The organism is Cobetia sp. PS-4MA (genome assembly GCF_057670765.1).
Window position 1 is genome coordinate 383,910 of sequence record NZ_CM173107.1, and the last position, 21,151, is coordinate 405,060.

General features: G+C 65.6%; 15 protein-coding genes. 13 read left to right on the forward strand and 2 right to left on the reverse strand.

Going from position 1 to position 21,151, the window contains the following annotated elements; all coding sequences use genetic code 11:
• The first annotated feature begins 133 nt into the window (after positions 1 to 133).
• The 11 genes from AC26AR_RS01795 to AC26AR_RS01845 all read left to right on the forward strand — a co-directional run bounded on the left by AC26AR_RS01795 (position 134) and on the right by AC26AR_RS01845 (position 14,329).
• Positions 134 to 931: a heme ABC transporter permease gene (locus tag AC26AR_RS01795; protein WP_279855937.1), complete on the forward strand. Its 798-nt coding sequence runs from the start codon at positions 134 to 136 to the stop codon at positions 929 to 931.
• Positions 931 to 1,125 (forward strand): heme exporter protein CcmD, encoded by a 195-nt coding sequence (gene ccmD, locus AC26AR_RS01800; protein ID WP_077378928.1) that lies wholly within the window; start codon positions 931 to 933, stop codon positions 1,123 to 1,125. The genes AC26AR_RS01795 and ccmD overlap by 1 nt, the downstream gene beginning before the upstream one ends.
• A gap of 81 nt (positions 1,126 to 1,206) precedes the next feature.
• A complete protein-coding gene (gene ccmE / locus AC26AR_RS01805; protein WP_488107448.1) occupies positions 1,207 to 1,704 on the forward strand; it encodes a cytochrome c maturation protein CcmE in 498 nt (165 codons plus the stop codon).
• A complete protein-coding gene (locus AC26AR_RS01810; RefSeq protein WP_303565826.1) occupies positions 1,704 to 3,704 on the forward strand; it encodes a heme lyase CcmF/NrfE family subunit in 2,001 nt (666 codons plus the stop codon). Before ccmE ends, AC26AR_RS01810 begins: the two co-directional genes overlap by 1 nt.
• Positions 3,701 to 4,270 (forward strand): DsbE family thiol:disulfide interchange protein, encoded by a 570-nt coding sequence (locus AC26AR_RS01815; protein ID WP_176493675.1) that lies wholly within the window; start codon positions 3,701 to 3,703, stop codon positions 4,268 to 4,270. The genes AC26AR_RS01810 and AC26AR_RS01815 overlap by 4 nt, the downstream gene beginning before the upstream one ends.
• Positions 4,267 to 4,800, forward strand: a complete 534-nt coding sequence (locus tag AC26AR_RS01820; protein WP_488107449.1) for a cytochrome c-type biogenesis protein — start codon at positions 4,267 to 4,269, stop codon at positions 4,798 to 4,800. Before AC26AR_RS01815 ends, AC26AR_RS01820 begins: the two co-directional genes overlap by 4 nt.
• Positions 4,797 to 6,134 carry a c-type cytochrome biogenesis protein CcmI gene (ccmI, locus tag AC26AR_RS01825; RefSeq protein ID WP_176502976.1) on the forward strand — a complete coding sequence of 446 codons (1,338 nt, stop codon included), beginning with the start codon at positions 4,797 to 4,799 and terminating at the stop codon, positions 6,132 to 6,134. The genes AC26AR_RS01820 and ccmI overlap by 4 nt, the downstream gene beginning before the upstream one ends.
• A gap of 250 nt (positions 6,135 to 6,384) precedes the next feature.
• Positions 6,385 to 9,903, forward strand: coding sequence for a chromosome segregation protein SMC (smc, locus tag AC26AR_RS01830; protein WP_488107450.1), 3,519 nt, complete (start codon positions 6,385 to 6,387; stop codon positions 9,901 to 9,903).
• Positions 9,904 to 10,162: 259 nt separating this feature from the next.
• Positions 10,163 to 11,422 carry a cell division protein ZipA gene (locus AC26AR_RS01835; RefSeq protein WP_289863356.1) on the forward strand — a complete coding sequence of 420 codons (1,260 nt, stop codon included), beginning with the start codon at positions 10,163 to 10,165 and terminating at the stop codon, positions 11,420 to 11,422.
• Positions 11,423 to 11,843: 421 nt separating this feature from the next.
• Positions 11,844 to 13,952, forward strand: coding sequence for an NAD-dependent DNA ligase LigA (gene ligA / locus AC26AR_RS01840; RefSeq protein ID WP_488107871.1), 2,109 nt, complete (start codon positions 11,844 to 11,846; stop codon positions 13,950 to 13,952).
• A 74-nt stretch (positions 13,953 to 14,026) separates the two neighbouring features.
• Positions 14,027 to 14,329 (forward strand): YheU family protein, encoded by a 303-nt coding sequence (locus tag AC26AR_RS01845; protein WP_240499610.1) that lies wholly within the window; start codon positions 14,027 to 14,029, stop codon positions 14,327 to 14,329.
• A 168-nt stretch (positions 14,330 to 14,497) separates the two neighbouring features.
• Here the strand turns inward: AC26AR_RS01845 and AC26AR_RS01850 are convergent, their stop codons facing one another.
• Positions 14,498 to 15,808, reverse strand: a complete 1,311-nt coding sequence (locus AC26AR_RS01850) for a 2-hydroxycarboxylate transporter family protein (RefSeq protein ID WP_084209380.1) — start codon at positions 15,806 to 15,808, stop codon at positions 14,498 to 14,500.
• Positions 15,809 to 16,077: 269 nt separating this feature from the next.
• Here AC26AR_RS01850 and AC26AR_RS01855 point away from each other — a divergent pair, with 269 nt between their 5' ends.
• Positions 16,078 to 17,847: an ATP-binding protein gene (locus tag AC26AR_RS01855; protein WP_488107451.1), complete on the forward strand. Its 1,770-nt coding sequence runs from the start codon at positions 16,078 to 16,080 to the stop codon at positions 17,845 to 17,847.
• A 63-nt stretch (positions 17,848 to 17,910) separates the two neighbouring features.
• A complete protein-coding gene (locus AC26AR_RS01860; protein WP_488107452.1) occupies positions 17,911 to 18,648 on the forward strand; it encodes a response regulator in 738 nt (245 codons plus the stop codon).
• 62 nt (positions 18,649 to 18,710) lie between these two features.
• On the opposite strand, the gene mnmC1 is transcribed toward AC26AR_RS01860, so the two are convergent.
• A complete protein-coding gene (gene mnmC1, locus AC26AR_RS01865) occupies positions 18,711 to 21,053 on the reverse strand; it encodes an FAD-dependent 5-carboxymethylaminomethyl-2-thiouridine(34) oxidoreductase MnmC1 (RefSeq protein WP_488107453.1) in 2,343 nt (780 codons plus the stop codon).
• Positions 21,054 to 21,151: the final 98 nt, after the last annotated feature.

The following is a 21,151-nucleotide window of genomic DNA, read 5'->3' on the forward strand; positions in this document are numbered from 1 at the left end:
CTGGCAGAGGGTGGCCTGAGTGCCGCCAGCACTTCGCCAGATATCCTTTCGCCCCTGACAAGAGGCTCGTGTGAACGCCGATTCCGACTCTCATCAAGCGCCTGCTCGCAAGGTTCGCCCGCGCAAGGGCGGGCTGTGGCCATGGCTGCATCGCTTGGGCACACCGGCGACCTTCTTCGCGGCCAGCCAGCGCTGGCTGCCGTGGCTGTGGGCCGTGGCGATCATCGCGCTGGTGGCCGGCAGTGCCTGGGGACTGGCCTTCGCGCCGGCGGATTACCAGCAGGGCAACAGCTTCCGCATCATCTACGTGCATGTGCCGGCGGCGATTCTCGCCCAGTCCTGCTTCATGCTGCTGGCGGCATGCGCACTCATCTTCCTTGTCTGGAAGATCAAGCTGGCGGACATGGTCGCCACGGCCGCCGCCCCCGTCGGCGCCTTGATGACGGCGCTGGCGCTGTTTTCCGGCTCGGTATGGGGCATTCCCACCTGGGGCACCTGGTGGATCTGGGATGCCCGGCTGACGTCGATGCTGATCCAGCTGTTCCTGTATCTGGGCGTGATCGTGCTGCGCGGTTCCTTCGCCAGTCGTGACAGCGGCTCGCGTGCCGCCTCGATTCTGGCGCTGGTCGGCATGGTCAATATCCCGATCATCAAGTATTCGGTGGATTGGTGGAGCACACTGCATCAACCTGCCACCTTCACGCTGAGTGAAGCACCGCCGATGCCGGCCAGCATGTGGATTCCGCTGCTGCTGATGGTCATCGGCTTCTACGCCCTGTTCGGTGCGCTGGTGCTGATGCGCACGCGGGTCGAGGTGCTGAGGCGTGAGAGTCGCAAGCAATGGGTGCGTGACCTGCTGAGTCCGCACTCGGACTCACGCCCCGGCCAGAATTCGCCTGCAGGCCCCGTTTCCACAGAAGGTGATCACTGATGAGTTTGCCCGATGTCGCCTTCTCGAGTGTCAGCGAGTTCTTCGCCATGGGAGGGCACGCCCTCTACGTGTGGTCCGCCTGGGGGCTGACGGCGGCATGCCTCGCGGGGCTGGTGATCGCCACGCGGCTGTCCCGTCGCGCGGTGGAGGCCGATATCCGCCGCCGCCTGCGTCGGGAATCCGCCCGTTCCTGAATCCACTCTCGACCTCCCGTGCCAGTCGTCCCGCTGGTCGCGAGAGGCATGATCGTCCCTTGCCCTGATCGAGCCCTGACCATGACCCCCAAACGCAAGCAGCGCCTGTATCTCGTCACGGCCATCGTGCTGCTGGCCGCCCTCGCGGTGGGCCTCACGCTCTATGCCCTGCGCGCCAACATCAATGCCTTCTACACCCCGACCCAGATCGCCAGTGGCGAGGCGCCCCAGGGGCGTCAGATTCGCGCAGGCGGCATGGTGCGCGATGGCAGTGTCAGGCGTGACAACGAGACGCTGGATGCCATCTTCACCGTCACCGATTTCGATCATGACGTGACGGTGCATTATCAGGGCATCCTGCCGGACCTGTTTCGTGAAGGGCAGGGCGTGGTGGTGATGGGCACCTTCGATGGTGAGTATCTCGAGGCCAGCGAAGTGCTCGCCAAGCATGACGAGAAGTACATGCCGCCGGAGGTGTCTGATGCTCTCAAGGCGTCCGGACGTGATGTCTCTGGCAACAGGACGGATGACAGGATAGACACCGGGATGACAGAGAAAACACCTCAGGAGGCGCAGTGATGGTGACGCAACTGTTGCCGGAAATCGGCCATTTCGCGCTGATTCTGGGGGCCTGTCTGGCCTGCGTGCAGGCGGTGGTGCCGCTGGCGGGAGCCGCCACGCGTCGCCCGCTGTGGATGAGCTTCGCCCAGCCGATGGCCTGGGGGCAGTTCCTGTTCGTGCTGATCGCCTATGCCTGTCTGACCGCGAGCTTCCTGCTGGATGACTTCAGCGTCGCCTACATCGCCAACAACTCCAACAGCCAGCTGCCGTGGTACTTCAAGTTCAGTGCCGTGTGGGGCAGTCACGAGGGTTCGGTGCTGCTGTGGAGCCTGATACTGGCGGGCTGGGGCTTTGCCGTCTCGCTGGGTGCGCGCGATCTGCCGCGGGACATGCTGGCGCGGGTACTGGGCATCATGGGATTGATCTCCACCGGCTTCATGGCCTTCGTGCTGCTGACCTCCAATCCCTTCGCACGTCTGCTGCCGGACATGCCGGCAGATGGCGCGGATCTCAATCCGCTGTTGCAGGACATCGGGCTGATCATCCATCCGCCGATGCTCTACATGGGCTATGTCGGTTTCTCGGTGGCATTCTCGTTCGCGATGGCGGCCCTGTTGGGCGGGCGCCTCGATGCGGCATGGGCACGCTGGGCGCGCCCCTGGACCAACATCGCCTGGGCGTTCCTGACCGTCGGCATCGCGCTGGGCAGCTGGTGGGCCTACTACGAGCTCGGCTGGGGCGGCTGGTGGTTCTGGGACCCGGTGGAGAACGCCTCCCTGATGCCGTGGCTGGCCGGTACCGCCCTGATCCACTCGCTGGCGGTCACCGAGAAGCGCGGTGCCTTCAAGAGCTGGACGGTGCTGCTGTCGATCTTCGCCTTCTCGCTGTCACTGCTGGGCACCTTCCTGGTGCGCTCCGGCGTGCTGACCTCGGTGCACGCCTTCGCCAGTGACCCGGACCGCGGCCTGTTCATCCTCGTGCTGCTCGGTATCACCGTCGGCGGCTCGCTGTTGCTGTTCGCGCTGCGCGCACCGCGCGTGCGCTCGACGCTCGGCTTCCACTGGCTGTCGCGAGATGCCTTCCTGCTGGTCAACAACCTCGTGCTGCTGGTGATGATGGTCACCGTGCTGCTGGGCACCCTCTATCCGCTGGTGCTGGATTCGCTGGGGCTGGGCAAGATCTCGGTGGGCCCGCCGTACTTCAATGCGCTGTTCGTGCCGCTGACCACGCTGCTGTGTGCCTTCATGGGGCTCGGGCCGGCCTCGCGCTGGAAGCAGATGCCGGGGCGCGAGCTCGCACGTCGTCTGGCACTTTCCGGCGGCGCGGCACTCATCATCGGTAGCCTGCTGCCGCTGTTGCTAGATATCGAGTGGAGTCTCTCGGTGGCGCTCGGGCTGGTCATCGCGCTGTGGGTGGTGCTGCCGCTGCTGCGCGACCTGTGGGACAAGAGTGCCTCCAGGGCAGGGCGCTGGGCAGGTCTCAAGCGCCTCACGCCCAGCTACTGGGGCATGCAGCTGGCGCATCTGGGCCTGGCGGTGACCATCGTCGGCGTGACGCTGGTCTCCAATACCGAGGTCGCCGAGAACGTGCGCATGGTGCAGGGCAAGGAAGTCAGCGTGGGCGGCTATCAGTTCCGCATGACCGAACTTGGCGAGTATCGCGGCCCCAACTACCTGTCGGACCGCGCCACGGTGGAGGTCAGTCGTGATGGCGAGGCGGTGACGACGCTGCATCCCGAGAAGCGCCTGTTCCTGGCCAGCGGCATGCCGATGACCGAAACCGCGCTGGATGCCGGCTTCACGCGTGACCTCTACGTCGCCATGGGCGAGAAGCTCGATGACGATAGCTGGGCAGTACGCATCCAGGTCAAACCCTTCGTGCGCTGGCTGTGGCTGGGCGCCTTGCTGATGGGCGCGGGCGGCGTGATCGCCGTGCTGGATCGCCGTTATCGTCGGCGTGTCGAGGCCAGTACGGTGACCGACAATCCCTCACTCACCGCGCAGGAGGCTCACCCATGAATCTTCGTCGTCTGGTGCTGTTCTTGCCGTTGGTGGTCGTGGTGGGGCTGGGCGCTTTTCTCTATCAGCGCCTCGATGATGACCCTTACGCACGGGATTCCGCGCTGCTGTCGCGCCCCTTCCCCGAATTCTCGCTCAGCACCCTGGGTGACCCGCAGGCAAGCCTCGATGCCTCGCTGCTCAAGGGCCAGGTCAGCCTCGTCAACGTCTGGGGCGAGTGGTGCCCGACCTGCAAGCACGAGATGCCGCAGCTGCTGGATCTCGCGAATCGCGGTGTGCACATGGTCGGGGTCGACTACAAGGACACGCGTGCCAAGGGCCGGCAGTTCCTGGAGGAATTCGGTGACCCGTTCAGCGTCAATCTCTTCGACCCGGACGGCACCCTGGGGTTTGATCTCGGCGTCTATGGAGCACCGGAAACCTTCCTGGTCGATGCCGAGGGCGTGATCCGCTATCACCACACCGGCTACATCCGCCCCGAGGATGTCCGTGATGTCATCCTGCCGACACTGGAGCGGATCGCGAAACCTGCGACTGGTGCCGCCGGCGAGGAGGCCAGCTCATGAAGTCCGTGCTCAAGAGTGTCGCCATCCCGCTGGTGCAGGCACTGGTCGTGCTGCTGTTTCTCGCGTGGCTGGCGGCTGGCAAGGCGCAGGCCGCCATCGAGGTGCATCAGTTCGACAATCCTGTGCTGCAGAAGCGCTACGACAGCCTGACGGCTGCGCTGCGCTGCCCCAAGTGTCAGAACCAGGCGATCGGTGACTCGGATTCCCCCATCGCCGGTGACATGCGCCAGAACGTGGCGGATCTGCTCAATGATGGTCGCAGTGACAGCGAGATCCAGAATTTCATGGTCGCGCGTTTCGGCGAGTACGTGCTCTACAATCCGCGCCTCGATGGGCGTACCTGGCTGTTGTGGGGCGGCCCGGCGGCCCTGATCGCGCTCGGACTGCTCATCGTGGCCTTGATCGTGCGGGCTCGGCGACGGGCACGGGTGCGTGCGCTGGACGATGATGAGCAGGCACGCCTGTCAGCGCTGCTCGACAGGCACCGCGAAGCCGGCAATGCACCGCAAGACGCCAAGGAGCGCTCATGATTCTGTTATGGCTGGCGATCGCCGTGCTGCTGCTTCCCGCCGGTTGGCTGCTGTTGCTGCCACTGCGCCGCGCGCGCCGTGTGCATGCCGCCCAGCAGGCCTTCGAGGACAACGACAGCCTCGGCGCCGAGAACGTGCGTGTCTATCGACGTCGACTGGCCTCGCTGGAGCGCGGCCATGCGCGCGGCGAGCTGGATGACACGGCGCTGGCGGAAGGGCGTGTCGAGCTGGAACGCAGTCTGCTGGAAGATGCCGAGGCTTTGAGGCGCTCCCCGCTCAAGGCGGCCGGCAGTGGTCGTGTGCTGGTGCCCGTGTTGCTGGTGGCGATGGTGGCGGGCTCGCTCTACTGGTATCAGCGCGAAGGGGCGAGCGGTGATCTGGCGCTGGCGCAGGCGATTGCCGCCACGCCGATCCATGATGCCGCCAGCTTCAATGCGCGCATCGCGCGTCTGCGTGCCGAGGCCGAGGCACAGCCGGACAACGCCAAGGTGTGGATGGCACTGTTTCCGCTCTATCGTGATGCCGGACGCCTCGATGAGGCGATGCAGTCTCTCGAGGCGTTGATCGCGCTTGAAGGTCGGGTGCCCGCGCTGGTCGCGCAGCTGGCGCAGCTCAAGTTCTTCGCCGCGCAGCGCACGCTGACCGATGAGGTGCAGGGGCTGGTCGACGAGGTGCTGGCAGCCGACCCGCGTCAGCCCACCGTGCTCGGCCTGTTGGGGATCGAGGCGTTCGAGCAAGCCCGCTATCCCGAGGCCATCGACTACTGGCGCAAGGCGATTGCCGGTTTCGAGAACCCCGATGCCGCCAAGGCCTTGCGTGAAGGCATCGCGGCCGCGCGTCAGCGCATGGCGAGTGCCGGTGAAGTCGACGCCTCGGTGGCGCTGGACAGCCCGGCAACGGCTGCTGCTCAGGACAGTCAGGCAGGCACTGCACGTCTGACGCTCAAGGTGTCGCTGGACCCCGCACTCGAGGCGCAGCTGGCGGCGATGCCGGTGAGTGCTGACGAGGCGACCCTGTTCATCGTGGCGCGTGATGCCGAAGGCAAGTTGCCGCCGCTGGCGGTGGTGCGTACCACCGCAGACACGCTGCCGCTGACGGTCACGCTCTCGGATGATGATGCCATGGCCCCGATGGCGCGGCTCTCGATGGCGGAGCGCGTCACTCTCGTCGCGCGCATCTCCGCTTCCGGTCAGCCGGTGGCGCAGTCGGGGGACCTTGAAGGCAAGCTCGAGAATGTCATCGTTACTCGCAGCACCGAGGCCGATGCTGATGTCAGCCACGAGGCTGCGGACGCACCGCTGATGCTGCGTATCGATCACCGCGTCGCACGGTGAGTCGCGATGTGCCCCGACTCGACGATCTGATCACGTGGATCATCATTGCGCCGGTTGGGGCCATCGCCGCTTTTGGGTAGACTGCGCGCTGGTTTTTCGAAACGCCCTCGATGAGCGGCTGTTTCGTCGTTAGGACATGTTTACCCTGCAGCGGCGCGGGCTCTCCACCGGGAGACCTGAGAGACCGCGGCGGTTCAGGTTTTCCTGCTTCAGCTCTTCTTCCTCCAGACTCAAGGACGCGCCAGGCGCAATGCGGCTCAAATCGATCAAGCTGGTCGGCTTCAAATCCTTCGTCGATCCGGTCACCGTGCCCTTCGACAGCAATATGACGGCGATTCTCGGCCCCAACGGCTGCGGGAAATCCAACGTCATCGATGCTGTGCGCTGGGTCATGGGCGAGTCCAGCGCCAAGAACCTGCGCGGCGAGTCGATGACGGACGTCATCTTCAATGGCTCCACCGGTCGCAAGCCGGTGGGGCAGGCCTCCATCGAGCTGACCTTCGACAATGCCGACGGCAGCCTCGGTGGCGCCTGGTCCGAGTACGCCGAGATCGCCGTCAAGCGTCTGGTAACGCGTGACGGCCAGTCCGGCTACTTCCTCAATGGCCAGAAATGTCGCCGACGTGACATCTCCGATGTCTTCCTCGGCACCGGGCTCGGCCCGCGTTCCTACTCCATCATCGGTCAGGGCATGATCTCGCAGCTGATCGAGGCGCGCCCGGATGATCTGCGCAGCACCCTCGAGGAAGCCGCCGGCATCTCCAAGTACAAGGAGCGCCGCCGCGAGACCGAGAACCGCATGAAGCGCACCCAGGAGAACATGGAACGCCTGGATGATCTGCGCGAGGAACTCGACAAGCAGCTCGAGCGCCTCAAGCGTCAGGCCGAAGCCGCCAAGCGCTACCAGACCCTCAAGCAGGATGAATACCGCCTCAAGGGCGAGCTGGCCGTGCTGCGTCGGCGTGGCCTGCGCGCGCAGCAGCGTGAGCAGCAGTCACGTGTCGCGGAGCTGGAAACCGGTGTCGAGCGCGAGATTCTCGGTCAGCGTCAGTGTGAGAGCCAGCTGGAAGAACAGCGCTATCAGCATGACGAGCTGGCCGGTGAGCTGGAAACGCATCAGGCCGCCTTCTATGAGACCGGTGCCCAGATCGCCCGTCTCGAGCAGAGTCTCGAGCACGCCCGCACTCGTGAGCAGCAGCTGGCGGCGGATCTCGAGATCGCGCGGCGAGAGCTGAGCGACATCCAGCGCGTCGAGGGCGAGGACGGTGAGCGTCTCGAGATGATCGAGGCACGTCTGGAAGATATCGCGCCGGAACTGGAGCTGGCGCGTGAGACGCTGGAAGGCCTTGAGCTTTCGCTGGAAGAGGCCGAGGAGCGCCGCCAGGACAGTCAGAGCGAGTGGGAGCGCTTCAGCCAGGCCGACAACGAATCCCAGCGCGGGGCCGAGCGTGCCCAGAGCGAGATCCAGCGCATCGAGAATGCCATTCGTGACGCCGAGACTCAGCGCGAGCGCCGTCGTCAGCAGCTGGCGGAGTTGCCGGATGTCGCCGAACTGCGCGAGACACGCGAGGAACTGCGCGAGCAGCTCGACGAGCTGACGCTCGGCAGCGAATCGCTGGAGTCGCGCCGCGAGCAGGCCAGTGAATCCCGTGAGCAGGCACAGACGGATCGTCTGGCGCTGGACGGTGAGCGTGACCAACTGCGCCAGCGTCGCAACGTGCTGCAGGGCGAGCAGGCCTCGCTTCAGGCGCTGATCGATGCCGCGCTGCGGGATGACGATGACAGCCTGGCGACGCATCTGGACCGACATGGTCTCGCGCAGGCCCCGGCGCTGGCCGAGGGGCTCGAGGTCGCCGAGGGCTGGGAGTCCGTCAGTGCCTGGGTGCTGGGGCCCTTCCTCAAGGCACGCATGTCCCGTGCAGAGTCGGATGTGACGGCTGCCCTGATGAGTGAGTTGCCCGGTGGCGAGCTGTTGCTGGTCGATGCTGCCGGGGAGACGAATGCCACGGCTCCTGAAGGCACGCTGGCGGCGCGGATCAGCGGTGCCCCAGCGCTGACGGGCTGGCTATCCAGCATTCACTGCGTCGAGTCACAGGCCGCCGCCTGGGGCCGGCGCGATACGCTGGCCGCCCATGAAAGCGTGCTGACACCGGACGGCCTGTGGTTGGGACGTGGCTGGAGCCGGCGTCAGATAGCGGGCGAGCGTGCCGACAGCGTGATCGGCCAGCGCGCGCGTCTCGAGCAGGTCGTGCTGGAACTGGAAGCGCTGGAGTCGCGACTCGACGATATCGAGGCGCGGCTGGCTGCCGCTGATGAACAGATTGCCGGCGCCGAGCAACAGCTCGAGCATCTGCGGGTCGAAGAGCGTGAGCTTGGCGAGCGTCAGCGTGAGCTGAGCCTCAAGGAGGCGGGGCTCGCCAGCCGACTCGAGCACGTCGATGGCCGTGCCCGTGAGCTTGAGGAAGAGCTCGAGCAGCTGGCGGAGACCCGCGAGAATCATGCCCTGACGCTTGAGGAGGCGCGCGAGCGCTGGCAGCAGGCGCTGGAGGCAGTGGAGAACAATGCCCAGTCGCGTGAGTCGCTGGAGCGCTCACGGCGCGAGCATCAGGAGGCGCTGGCCGGGCTGCGTGCCCAGTTGGCGCCCGCGCGGGAGCAGGTCAGCCGTCTCGACATGGAGCGTCAGCGCCTGGTGACAGAGCGCGATGGCATGCAGGGCCAGCGCATGCGAGCCGTCGAGCAGCGCGAGAAGCTCGCCGAGCGCATCGAGCTGCTCGAGGCCAGCCGTGAAGAAGCCTCGCTGCCGCAGGAAGAAGAGCGCGAACAGCTCGAGATGTTGCTCGAGACACGCCTCTATCAGGAAACCAAGCTGAATGCCTGTCGTGACAAGACTCATGAATTGGTCGAACAGATGCGCCAGGCCGAGCAGTCGCGCCAGACCCATGAACGCAATCTCGAGGGCATTCGTCAGCGCCTCGAGGAAGGGCGCATGCAGGTGCAGGCCCTGACCTTGAAAGCGGATGCGCAGGATGAGCAGCTGGTGGAGCTGGGCTATGACGAGGCGGCGATCACGCTGCTGGAGGACGAGCTGGACCCGAACGCCACCGAATCGGCCTGGAGCCACAATCTGGAGCAGGTCGGTGAGCGCATCAAGCGGCTGGGGGCCATCAACCTGGCCGCCATCGAGGAGTACGACCAGCAGGCCGAGCGTCGCAACTACCTGGAAGCCCAGCATGCGGAGCTGGCCGAGGCGCTGGAGACCCTTGAGCGTGCGATACGCAAGATAGATCAGGAAACGCGGGTGCGTTTCAAGGACACCTTCGACAAGGTCAACGCCGGAATCCAGACGCTTTTCCCGAAGATCTTCGGTGGCGGAACCGCGTGGTTGACACTGACAGGCGATGATTTGCTCGAGACGGGCGTGGCGATCATGGCACGCCCGCCGGGCAAGAAAAACTCGACCATTCATCTTCTGTCAGGCGGGGAGAAGGCTCTGACGGCGCTGGCGCTGGTCTTCGCCATCTTCCAGCTCAATCCGGCCCCGTTCTGCATGCTCGATGAGGTGGATGCGCCGCTGGATGATGCCAACGTCGGGCGTTATGCAAGGCTGGTGAAAGAGATGTCGGAAAGCGTACAGTTCATCTATATCACCCATAACAAGATCGCCATGGAGGCGGCGGATCGGTTGATGGGCGTCACCATGCAGGAACCGGGCGTCTCGCGTCTTGTCTCTGTAGGGATCGAAGAAGCGGCGGTACTGGCTGAAGCGTGAGTGAAAAGCCGTGCAGGAGGCCAAGGTCATCCTTGTGCGCGGTAGCCAGCGGCCGTCTTTGCGGCCAAGTTGGCAAAATCGTGTTGCACATAGAGATCGAAAGCACTACGAGTTTGCGTCATAGTGTCAGTCAGGGATAATTGAAGGGCGATTGCGCAGGTCACCACCACAGGATTGACATTCGAAAAATGTCCCCTTTTTCTGCAATCGCGCTATGCTGTTCACGTGCATGGTGCCCAAGCAAACAGGCTAATGACCCATGGAATTGAGAGAGTGGCTCATCTTGTTGGGGTTGGTGCTGGTCGCAATCATCGTCGTTGACGGTGTGCGCAGGCTCCAACGTCAACGTCGAGTACCCCGACTGGATCGAGCGGGTACGGAAGATTCCACCGAAGAGGCGGGTGTTTCCGCGGTGGAAGAAGAGGAAGAACGTGACAACTGGGAGCTGCCGAATGGCGGCTACCGGGTGGTTGGCGATGCCGAAGCGCAGGTCGAGGCGGAGCAGGATGCCGTGCTCGACAATGCCCATGGCATCAAGGCTTCACGGGTGACTCAACCGAGTCGTCCGGCACAGCCCATGGAGCGCCGTGAAGCGCCGGAGCGCAAGGGCTTCGGCGAGCGTGCGGCGGCCTTCGGGGCGCGTGCCAGCCAGTCGATGCGCGACGTGACCGCCAGTCTGGGCGCGCGGCGCGACGACGAGCATGACGAGGCGCATCGCGAGCCTGTGCTCGGCACCGCCTCCAGCGAGCAGTCAGAGACGGCGCGCGAAGAGGACTTCCATGAGAAGCCGGTGATCACCGCCGAGGACGACAGCATCAGCGTCTCCTCCACCCAGGCTGATGATCTCGAGCCGATGGCCGAGATCGAGGAAGGTCAGGATGTGAAGGCCGAAGCGTCCTCCGCTGGCCAGCAGGCCGATGACGAGCACGCGGCTTCCGAGCGCAAGGAACCTTCGCTGGAAGCGGCCGCCGTGCCTGCAGCCGACACGACAGTCTCCGAGGATGATCGCCATCCGCTGGTGCTGCGTGCCGAGCGCAATCAGGTCGATGACCAGCTCGCCCGTGACACCCTGGCTGATGCCAGTGAAGTCATCATCATCTCGGTGATGGCGCGTGGCGAGGAAGGCTTCAGCGGTGAAGACGTGCTGGGCATCTCGCTGGCCTGTGGTCTGCGCCATTCCGAGATGGGGCTGTTCCTGCGCCATGAGGAAGATGATGACGACAGTCCCTTGCAGTTCGCGATGGCCAACGTGGTCAAGCCGGGGATCTTCACGCCGGCCGAGATGGTGGACAGTCAGCTGGATGGCGTCACCTTCCTGATGCCGCTGCCGGGCGCGGACGACACTTCTGCCGCCTTCGAGACCATGGTCGAGATCGCCATGCTGCTGGTGCGTCGCCTGGGCGGTGAGCTCAAGGACGAGAACCACAGCGTGATGACGGCCCAGACCATCGAGTTCAAGCGCCAGCAGGTGCACGAGTTCGAGCGTCGCAATCGTCTGCATCGCTACCAGGCCAACTGATCGACTCGCGAGCCATTCTCAGAGTGGGTCCGTCATGCCACAAACGCCAACGGCGACCTTCGGGTCGCCGTTGGCGTTTGTGTTTCACGCGATTCTCCGTCCTCGTTCTGAAGCGCCTGACGCCATTTGTCATCTGCGGTCTTTCCTCTCAGCCGGGAGTGGGGTCCATCGAGCGCTTTGAGTACAATGACGGCATCATGGCGACCCCCCGGCCCTGCGATTCAGGCCGGAGGACCTGTCGCCACCCGCTTTCCGGTCGATCAGCGTAGCCCTTTGGGCACTGCTGATGAGGCCACCGTTTCGAGTGAGTGTCATGTCAGCCCAGGATGATCTGTTTTCGGCCCCTGCCGATGATTCCAGCGCCTCGAGCGTTCCTCAGTCCGCTGCCCCGGCTGCGGTGGAAGGTGTGCCTGCCAGGGTCATGGAGGAGGTCGCACAGCTGCATCGCGAGCTGCTCGAGGCCAGCCACCGCTATTACGTGCTGGATGACCCGACGCTGACCGATGCCGACTACGACACGCGCCTGCGCCGTCTCGAGGCACTGGAAGCCGACTACCCCCAGCTGATCACGTCGGAGTCCCCCACCCAGCGTGTCGGGGCCGCACCGGCCAGCGGTTTCGAGGAAGTGCAGCATGCGGTACCGATGCTGTCGCTCAACAATGCCTTCGATGACGATGAGCTGCGTGCCTTCGTGCAGCGTGCGGCGAAAACCCTGGAGTTGGGCGATGCGGAAGATGCAGGCGAGGCATTGAGCTTCTGCTGTGAACCCAAGCTCGATGGCCTGGCCGTGTCGCTCATCTACGAGAATGGCGTGCTGGTGCAGGGCGTGACGCGCGGCGATGGACGTACCGGGGAAGGCATCACCACCAATCTGCGCACCATCCGCTCGATCCCGCTCAGGCTGCGGGGGGATGATCTGCCGGCGCTGCTTGAAGTGCGCGGCGAGGTCTACATGAGTCACGCCGGCTTCGAGGCGCTGAACGCGCGCGGCCGCGACGAGGATGGCAAGGTGTTCGCCAATCCGCGCAATGCCGCCGCCGGCAGTCTGCGTCAGCTGGATTCCAGCATCGCTGCCTCGCGCCCGCTGGAGTTCTGTGCCTATCAGGTCGCGCGCCTCGATGAGGCGCTGCTGGCCACGGAGGTCGGTCAGAATCATTCCAGCCTGATGGCGCTGCTCAATGACTATGGCTTTCGCACCAGCCCGCAGCTTGAGGTGGTGCGCGGTGCCCAAGGCATCATCGACTACACCCGCCGCCTCGGCGAGCAGCGCGAAGGGCTTGATCACGACATCGATGGCGCGGTCATCAAGCTGGATGCGTTGCGTCTGCAGCGCGAGCTGGGCTTCGTGGCGCGCGCGCCGCGCTGGGCCATCGCCTTCAAGTATCCCGCGCAGGAGCAGGAAACCACTCTGGAAGGCGTCGATTTCCAGGTCGGACGGACTGGCGCGCTGACACCGGTCGCCCGGCTGGCACCGGTGCAGGTCGCCGGGGTGGTGGTCTCCAATGCCACGCTGCACAACATGGATGAGGTGGAACGTCTCGGCGTGCAGATCGGCGACAGCGTGATCATCCGGCGGGCCGGCGATGTCATCCCGCAGGTGGTGCGGGTCGCCAGCGAAGGTGCCAGCCGTGAAGCCATCGTGCTGCCGGACGGCTGCCCGGTGTGCGGCTCCGAGATCGAACGTCTCGAAGGCGAGGTGGTGGCACGCTGCGCGGGCGGACTGATCTGCGCTGCCCAGCGCAAGGAAGCCCTCAAGCACTTCTCCAGCCGCAAGGCGCTGGATGTCGATGGCCTCGGCGAGAAGCTGATCGAGCAGCTGATCGAGCGTGAGCTGGTCAAGACACCGGCGGATCTGTTCCATCTCGACGCTGCCACGCTGGCCGAGCTGCCGCGCATGGGCGAGAAGTCCGCCGCCAATCTGGTTGCCTCGCTGGACAAGAGCCGCCACACCACCCTGGCGCGCTTCATCTATGCCCTCGGTATCCGCGAAGTCGGCGAAGCCACCGCGGCGAATCTGGCCACGCACTTCGGCACGCTTGAAGCGCTGCGCGCGGCGGATCAACCCGCGCTGGAAGCCGTGGAAGATGTCGGCCCCATCGTCGCGGCGCATATCCATACCTTCTTCCAGCAAGCGACCAACAACGAGACGCTGGAAGCGCTTCTCGCCTGTGGTCTGCGCTGGGAAGAGGTCGAGATCGGCGAGCGACCCCAGCCGCTGGCAGGCCAGACCTGGGTGCTGACGGGGAGTCTCGACAGCATGACGCGTGATGAAGGCAAGGCGCGCCTGCAGGCGCTGGGCGCCAAGGTGGCGGGCAGTGTCTCGAAGAAGACCGCTGGTGTCGTCGCCGGGGAGGCGGCGGGCAGCAAGCTCGAGAAAGCCATGCAGCTGGGGCTCACGGTGCTGGATGAAGCGGCCTTCGTGGCGCGTCTGGCCGAGTGGGAAGCCGGCACCGACTCAGTTTCAGGCTCAGATTCAGATTCGGACGCGCAGAAAGCCGATGCGCAAGACAGCGCAGGAGAGGATGCATGAGTACGGACACGCTGAATGATGCACCGCAGGCGCCAATGGCTGCGTCACGTTCCACGGATGAACAGGAGCTACCCATGAGTCAGATGCCGCTTGATCAGATGGACCCGAAGGATCGCTTCATCGAGGTGCCGCAGACCATGCTGCCCGCCGACACGCGTCGTGCCCTGCTGGAGACCTTCGTCACCCGTCAGGGCTATGACACCACCGATGTCGGCGAAGGCATGGCTGGCTGGGTCGCGGAGCTGGAAGGCCAGTTGTCACGCGGCAAGCTGTTGATCGTCCATGACATCGGCACCGAATCCACCGAGGTGATGACGCTGGAGCAATGGCAGTCCTTCGGGCGTCAGCTGGCAGACGATGAGGAAGAGGGCGACTGAGCCCGGCCAGCGGTCATGATCCGTTGGCGAAGCCCTGACCTTGCTCCTGACCCTGGAAACGACGACGCCCCCGGCACAGGCCGGGGGCGTCGTCGTTCCTGCAGCGTCTGTCGTGGCACCTGGCGTCGGTGCTCCTATCGAAGCCGGATCATGCGAATCGAGGCCGGATCATGCGAACCACATCGGCACGACCAGACTCGAGATCAGCAGGATCAAGGCCCCGCCCAGGCGCGAGGAAATCTGCGCGAAGGGCATCAGCTGCATGCGATTGGCCGCCGAGAGGACCGCGACGTCACCCGTGCCGCCCATGTTGGCCATGCACAGGCCAGCGGTGATGGCGGACTCGATGGGATAGAAGCCGACCAGCTTGCCCACCAGCCCTGCACCGAAGGCGGCACCGGCGACGACACCGAAGACGATCACCACGTAGGTGATGGTGATGGCGTCGATCACCTGGCCCAGGTCGGTGTAGGCCACGCCGATGCCGAACAGCAGCGCGAAGGTCCAGTTGCCCGCGACGAAACGGAACCATTGAGCGGCGGCCTGGTTGATGCTTTCCGGCACCAGGTTGGCGCACTTGAGTACGGCAACCGCGATGATCATCAGCGCGTAGGGGTGCAGCGGGATGACCTTGCCGAGAATCTGGCTGGCGACGAAGAAGCTCAGGGCGATGACCATGCCGATGCCCAGCTGGGAGAGATCAGGCGCGCTCTTCTCTTCACGGACATCGACACCCGGCATCATCTGGCCGCCGCCGGTCAATGACGGGAAGCGCTTGCCAAGCCCGTTGAGCAGCCCGGCAATGATGATGGCGAAGACATTGCCCAGCGCCAGCGCCGGTACCAGGATCGAGATGTAATAGCTGGCCGGCTGTCCCAGCAGTTGCTCGTAGATCTGGCTCATCGGCACGGCGCCTGCCCCCATGCCACCGCCCATGATGGGCAGGGCGATGACCATGACGGCATCCTTGGGCGAGAAGCCCATGATCCAGCCGACCAGCATCGCGAAGAGTGCCGCGAACAGCACCGAGCACAGCAGCGGCAGCGCGAAGCGTGCCCCGACCTTGACCAGCACGCGGGAGTCCATGCCGAGAATGCTGCCGGTGATCAGTGCCGCGATGTAGAAATTCAGAAAGCCGCCGGCCTTCATGAACTCGCTGACGCTGGCCGTGACATCCTGTGGCAGCCAGCCGCTGTAGACCAGCGCTGCGGCACCGAAGATGGCGAGAATCGCTCCGCCTCCCAGGTAGCTGTTGATGATCGGCAGGCGATCACCTAGAAAGCCCAGCAGCTCACCGAGGACCATCATGACCATCAGGGCGCCGATCATGCCGGCCGGCAGGGTATCGGTGGCGATGGCGGCGATCAGGACCAGAAACGACAGGGCGAAGATCGGCAGGGACATGCCGAAGATGCGTGTCTTCAGGTAAGGCGACTCGTCGGCAGGCGTGGCCGTGGCGGTCTGCGAGGAATGTGTCATGCAGGCTCCTTGTCCTGCACTCTGTCGTTGCAGGACCTGTTGTCATGTCCGGATGCGCTGGCGTGGCATCGCGGGATCGGTTGGGACAAGGTGGGACATCATGTCCGCGCAGTGGATGCGCGTCACAGGGAGCTTACGATGTGGCTTTCGAGGGCCAAGTTTTGCGAATTAAAGAAAGCCTTTTGAAACTTATGAAACCGCATGGCGCGGCTCGCTCACGTGCTGGGCGAATTGGCCATGCCACCAAGGGGGCACGTGGACTGTCTGGCGTGTTGCATTCTTCTCAACCCGGACTGAGCGCGCTGACCTCGCTGCTGGCTGCCGGCATGGTGATCGTCAGTCTGCTGGTCGCGGCCTGGCTCTTCAGTGCGCAGCTGGAGCGGACCCAGCATGAGATACAGGGACAGCGCATCGCCGCCCTCGCGCAACGCATCGCGCGGCTGCCTGAGGTGCGCGCCACCTTGAGCGAAGCCAACGCCTCGCAGGCAGCGCCTCCCGCCGCGGATAGCCGCCTGGCGGCACGCATCGAGCGGCTGCGCCGCGAGAATGCCGTCGACTTCATCGTGGTGATGCGTCCGGACGGCGTGCGACTCAGTCACCCGGAGCCCGCGCGGATCGGCCAGCCGTTTCAGGAGGGAGACGAGCAACGTGCGCTCGGAGGCGCAGCCTATCTCTCCGAGTCCCGCGGTACGCTCGGCGAAAGCCTGCGCAGCTTTGCCCCGGTGATGGCCTCTGCATCCGATGGCGAAGCGCGTTCCGTCATCGGCGCCGTTGCCATCGGCATCACGCTGGATTCGCTGGGGCGGCGGCTGGCCGATGAGAAGCGTCAGCTGCTGATCGGGTTGGGCATCCTGATGCTGTTCGGCACGCTGGGGGCGCTGGGACTGGCACGCTATCTGCGCAGACAGCTCAAGGGGCTGGAGCCGGCGGCCATCGCGCGTCTGGTGGAAGAGCATCAGGCGGTGCTGGCCAGCCTGGAAGAGGGCATCATCGTGGTCGACCCCGAGGGGCATGTCACCCTGGTGAATGCCGCGGCGCGCGAGCTGCTGGGGACGGCCCCCGAACCGGGAGAATGCCTTGAGGCGTGGTTGCCCGATACCGGCATGCACGAGTGTCTAGCCGCGCACTCGCCGGTGGCGGAGCAGGACGCGGCTCGCCTGCGTCAGGTCACCCATGACGGGCGGCGATTGTGGGTGCGTTGCCAGCGGGTGCATGATGGCGAGCATCTCATGGGCGGCGTGCTGGTATTGCGTGAGCACGACCGCATGCAGCGCCTTGCCGAGGAGCTGACCGGCGTTCGCCGACAGGCAGAGTCACTGCGCGCCGCGCGCCATGAGTTTCGCAATCGGTTGCATGTGTTGTCAGGGCTGACGCAGATGCAGGACCTCGACGGCCTGCGAGATTACCTGGCATTGCTGGTGGAGCGGGAGCTGCCAGCGGATGCCGCGGCCGCCGAGCGCATCGCGGACCCTCTGCTGGCAGGATTGCTGATCGGCAAGCACAGTGAGGCTCGCGAGCGGGGCATCGCGCTCAATGTCGAGCTGGACGTCGAATGGCATCATGCACGGCCCGAGCACCGGGAGATGCCCGGCGCAGCGCTGTCTCAGTCCGAGTTGTCTCTGGCCGAGCTGTCTCAGGCCGTGCTGCCGGTGCTGGAGCGCAGCTTGAGCCATGATCTGGTCAGCGTGATCGGCAATCTGCTCGACAATGCCTTCGAAGCGCTGGAGGACATGGACGATGCCACACACGCCCCGGCCGTCACTCTGAGCCTGATGCTGGAATCCGTGGGTGAGGCGTCAGAGGCCCAGTTGTCGATCAGCGTGGCAGACAACGGCCCCGGCATGCCGGCGGAGCTCATGGAGACGGCGCGCGCGGCGGGGGTAAGCAGTCGTGGTGAAGGTCGCGGGCTGGGGCTGTCGCTGGTACAGGAGATCGTGACCGCGCGCGCGGGAGACTGGCACTTCTACTCGCCCCCGGGCGGCGGCACCCTGGTCGAGCTGACCTTGCCCTGCCAGCGGTCGCCCACTGCGGCGCCCTGAGAGCATTTCACGTCGTTGGACGGCTGCCGTCCAAGACCCCGCATGATCAAGGAGCCTGAGCGCATGCGTGTGCTGATAGTCGAAGACGACCCCATGGTCATGCGTCTCAATGTCGAATACCTCAATCGTATCGATGGCATGCGCCTGGTCGCCCAGTGCGAGGATGTCGCCGCGGCGCTGGAGGTGCTGGCGCAGGAGGCGGTGGACCTGGTGCTGCTGGATGTCTATCTGCGCAGCCGCAGCGGTCTGGAGGTATTGCGCTGGTTGAGACGCCATGCCGCCCCTGACATCCAGGTGATCCTGATCACCGCCGCCAGTGAGGCGGACACGGTGCGCAGCGCGCATGCGCTCGGGGTTTGCGATTACCTGGTCAAACCCTTCAGCTTCGCCCGCTTCCAGCAGGCACTGGCACTGGCACGGCGTGGTCGCCAGCAGCTGGAGAGTCTCGAGGGGGAGGTCAGTCAGCAGCAGCTGGACCAGCTGTTCGGCTCGCACATGGCGGTCAGTGGCGCGGCGGGGACGGTGTCTGATGGCCGCCTGCCCAAGGGTGTGACGGCAGCGTCCCTGGCGCTGGTCGCCGGTGCCATCCAGGCGCTGCCACGCGCTGAAGACAGTTTCACCAGCGAGGCGTTGCTGAGCGCCACGGGCATGTCGCGCGTGACCATCCGCAAGTACCTGCGCCATCTGGCGGCCTGCGGCATGCTCAGCGAGGCCTTCCACTACGGCCAGATAGGCCGCCCCTCCTTCACCTATCAGGTCATCGATCGTCAGGCGCTTGCCAGGCAGTGCCGAATCCCCTGAAGGACGTCATCGGAGGGCGAGCCCTGTGTCTCTGCCAATGCCCACCCATGTCTGCCAATGCCTCAGCGCCGCTGCACGATATCGCGAATCAGGCGGCGTCCCGGGTGCAGGTGCTCGGCCAGTTCGCGCTCCAGCGGCAGCGGCTCGCCGCACAGCTGTGAGGCGATCAGCTCCGCACACAGCGGTGCGGTGGTGAAGCCGCGTGAGCCATGCGCGGTGGAGAGCCACAGGCCGGGCAAATGGGCGCCGCTCAGTGACGGCACGCGCTTTTTCGCATCGAAGGCCATGGCGGCGTAATCCTCACGCCATTGCGCGGCGTCCGGTGCCGGGCCGGCCAGCGGACTCTTGTCGGGGCTGGCGGCGCGCCAGGCGACACGCCCCTGCCAGGCATCGTCTTCCAGCCTGACGCCACGCGCCCGCTCCCAGGCAGCGACGAAGGCGGGCAGCGCACTGCGCAGCTCGGCGACATTGGCGATGTGATCCGCCTCGCGGACCGCCTCATCCTCATCGCGCGGGGCGAAGGTCGCGCCGAAGCTGAGCGTCACGCTGCCGTCGGCGTGACGCTGACAGGGCGAGACATAGCCACCGGCACACACCACGCTGTCGAGCATGGGCAGCCCTGCTGCCTGGTCGGGCGGCACCGTGATCTCGCTGACCTGACCACGAATCGGCTGCAGCGGCAGATGCGCGAGCGGCTCGGGCAGGTGTGTCTGCTCCCCCAGCGCGACGATCAGCTGATCCACTTCCAGATAGCTGCCGTCGCTGGCTTGCAGCTGCCAGCGTGGCGCGCCGTTGCCTGTCTTTCCGCCTTCCTCTCTGCCTTCCTCGGCCCCCAGCGACTGAATGGCCACGATGCGCGCCTGCCGAAAGCTGACGCCCGGTGTGGCGGCGAGGTGCTGACACAGCGCCTTCGGACGCACCCAGCCCGCGACGGGATAGAAGAGGCCATCGAAGGTGATTTCGCTGCCGGCGATCTGGCTGGCCTGGCCGGCAGTGACCGGCCTGAGCAGCGCCTCGGGCAGCGGGTGATTGTCCGCGAAGCGCTGTTGGCGCTTGCGCTCACGCTCGCTGGTGGCCAGCTGCAGCACGCCGCTGGCGGACCACAGGGTCTGCTCGGGGTCGAGGCTTGCCAGCCAGCGCCGGCTGTATTGCAACGCGGCCAGCTGGAAGCGGCTGGCAGGGTTGGTCTCGGCGGCCAGCTTCACGTAGAGCGCCCCCTGGGTATTGCCGGAGGCCCGCGCACCGGGGGCTTCGGCGTCGATCAGCGTGACCTTCACGCCACGCCGCGCCAGCGCCTCGGCGCAGCTGGTGCCGGCGATGCCAGCGCCAAGTACCGCGACGTGTGTCTCGCGGGAGATGGGCGCCGGCTGGGGCGGCTGCGTCCAGGGCTGTTCCCGGCGCAGCGGATGAAGCACCCCGCGCTGTGCGGGTGATGGCAGCGGGGGACGGGGCCGGTCATGCTGTTCCTGCCTTTCGGCAAGCCCCATCAGCTCGGCGCGCGCCGCCGAGGTGGCAGCGTCCAGCTCGCCGCAGATCATCTCGCGCTTCATGCCATGGCCGGGCACCTTGCGCCAGGCGAAGCCTGCCGCCCGCAGGCCGCGCCGCACGAAGCCCGCGGCGGTGAAGGTGGCAAAGGTCGCCTCGGGATGCGAGATGCCGGCCATGGCCGCGAACAGCGCCGGTGACCACATTTCCGGATTCTTCGACGGCGAGAAGCCATCGAGGAACCAGGCATCCACGCCTCCTTCGAGGCGTGACAGGCGCTCGACGGCATCGCCGAAGTGAAGATCCAGCGTGATGCGCTCATCCAGCCACAGACGATGCACGCCGAGTACCGCAGCCGGCCATTGTGCCACCAGCGGTTTCGCCAGTGAGGCGAGATCCGGCCAGGCGGACAGCGCGCGTTCGAGATCCGCGGCGCGCATCGGATGCTTTTCCACCGAGACGACATGCAGGCGTGCCTCGGCGGGTGCCGTGGCCAGAAAGCGCTGGGCGGCGCACAGGATATTGAGGCCGGTGCCGAAGCCGGTCTCGCCGATCACGAAGGGGCGCGCTTCCCGCCAGTCACGGAAGCGCTCGCTCAGACGATTGCTGTCGAGGAAGACGTGCACGGTCTCGGCGCGGCCATCGTGGATCGAGAAGTACACATCCCCGTAATCCATGGCCTGTGGGGCCGCGTCATCCCATTCAAGGCGTGCCTCTTCCAGCGCGGCCAGCGGTGCCAGCGGGACCTCCGGCACCACGCCGGGTGCCGTGACAGGGTCGATCGCGCTCGGTGGCGTCGTCGCAGGCTTGCGTGTCATGGCGTCCGGCCTGTCCTTCGGCGCCGCGTCGGACACTGACGACGTGGACGGCTCAGGCGTGGCGGAAGCGGGCTGGCGGGGGGAGGAGGGACGATCGTTCACGGGCATTCCTGGCAGGAGGTCGAGCGGGAGAGCAGGGCATCAGGGCAGTGGCCGGGCAACGTCTCCAACGCAGACGACGGACAGCCAGGCTGTCCGTC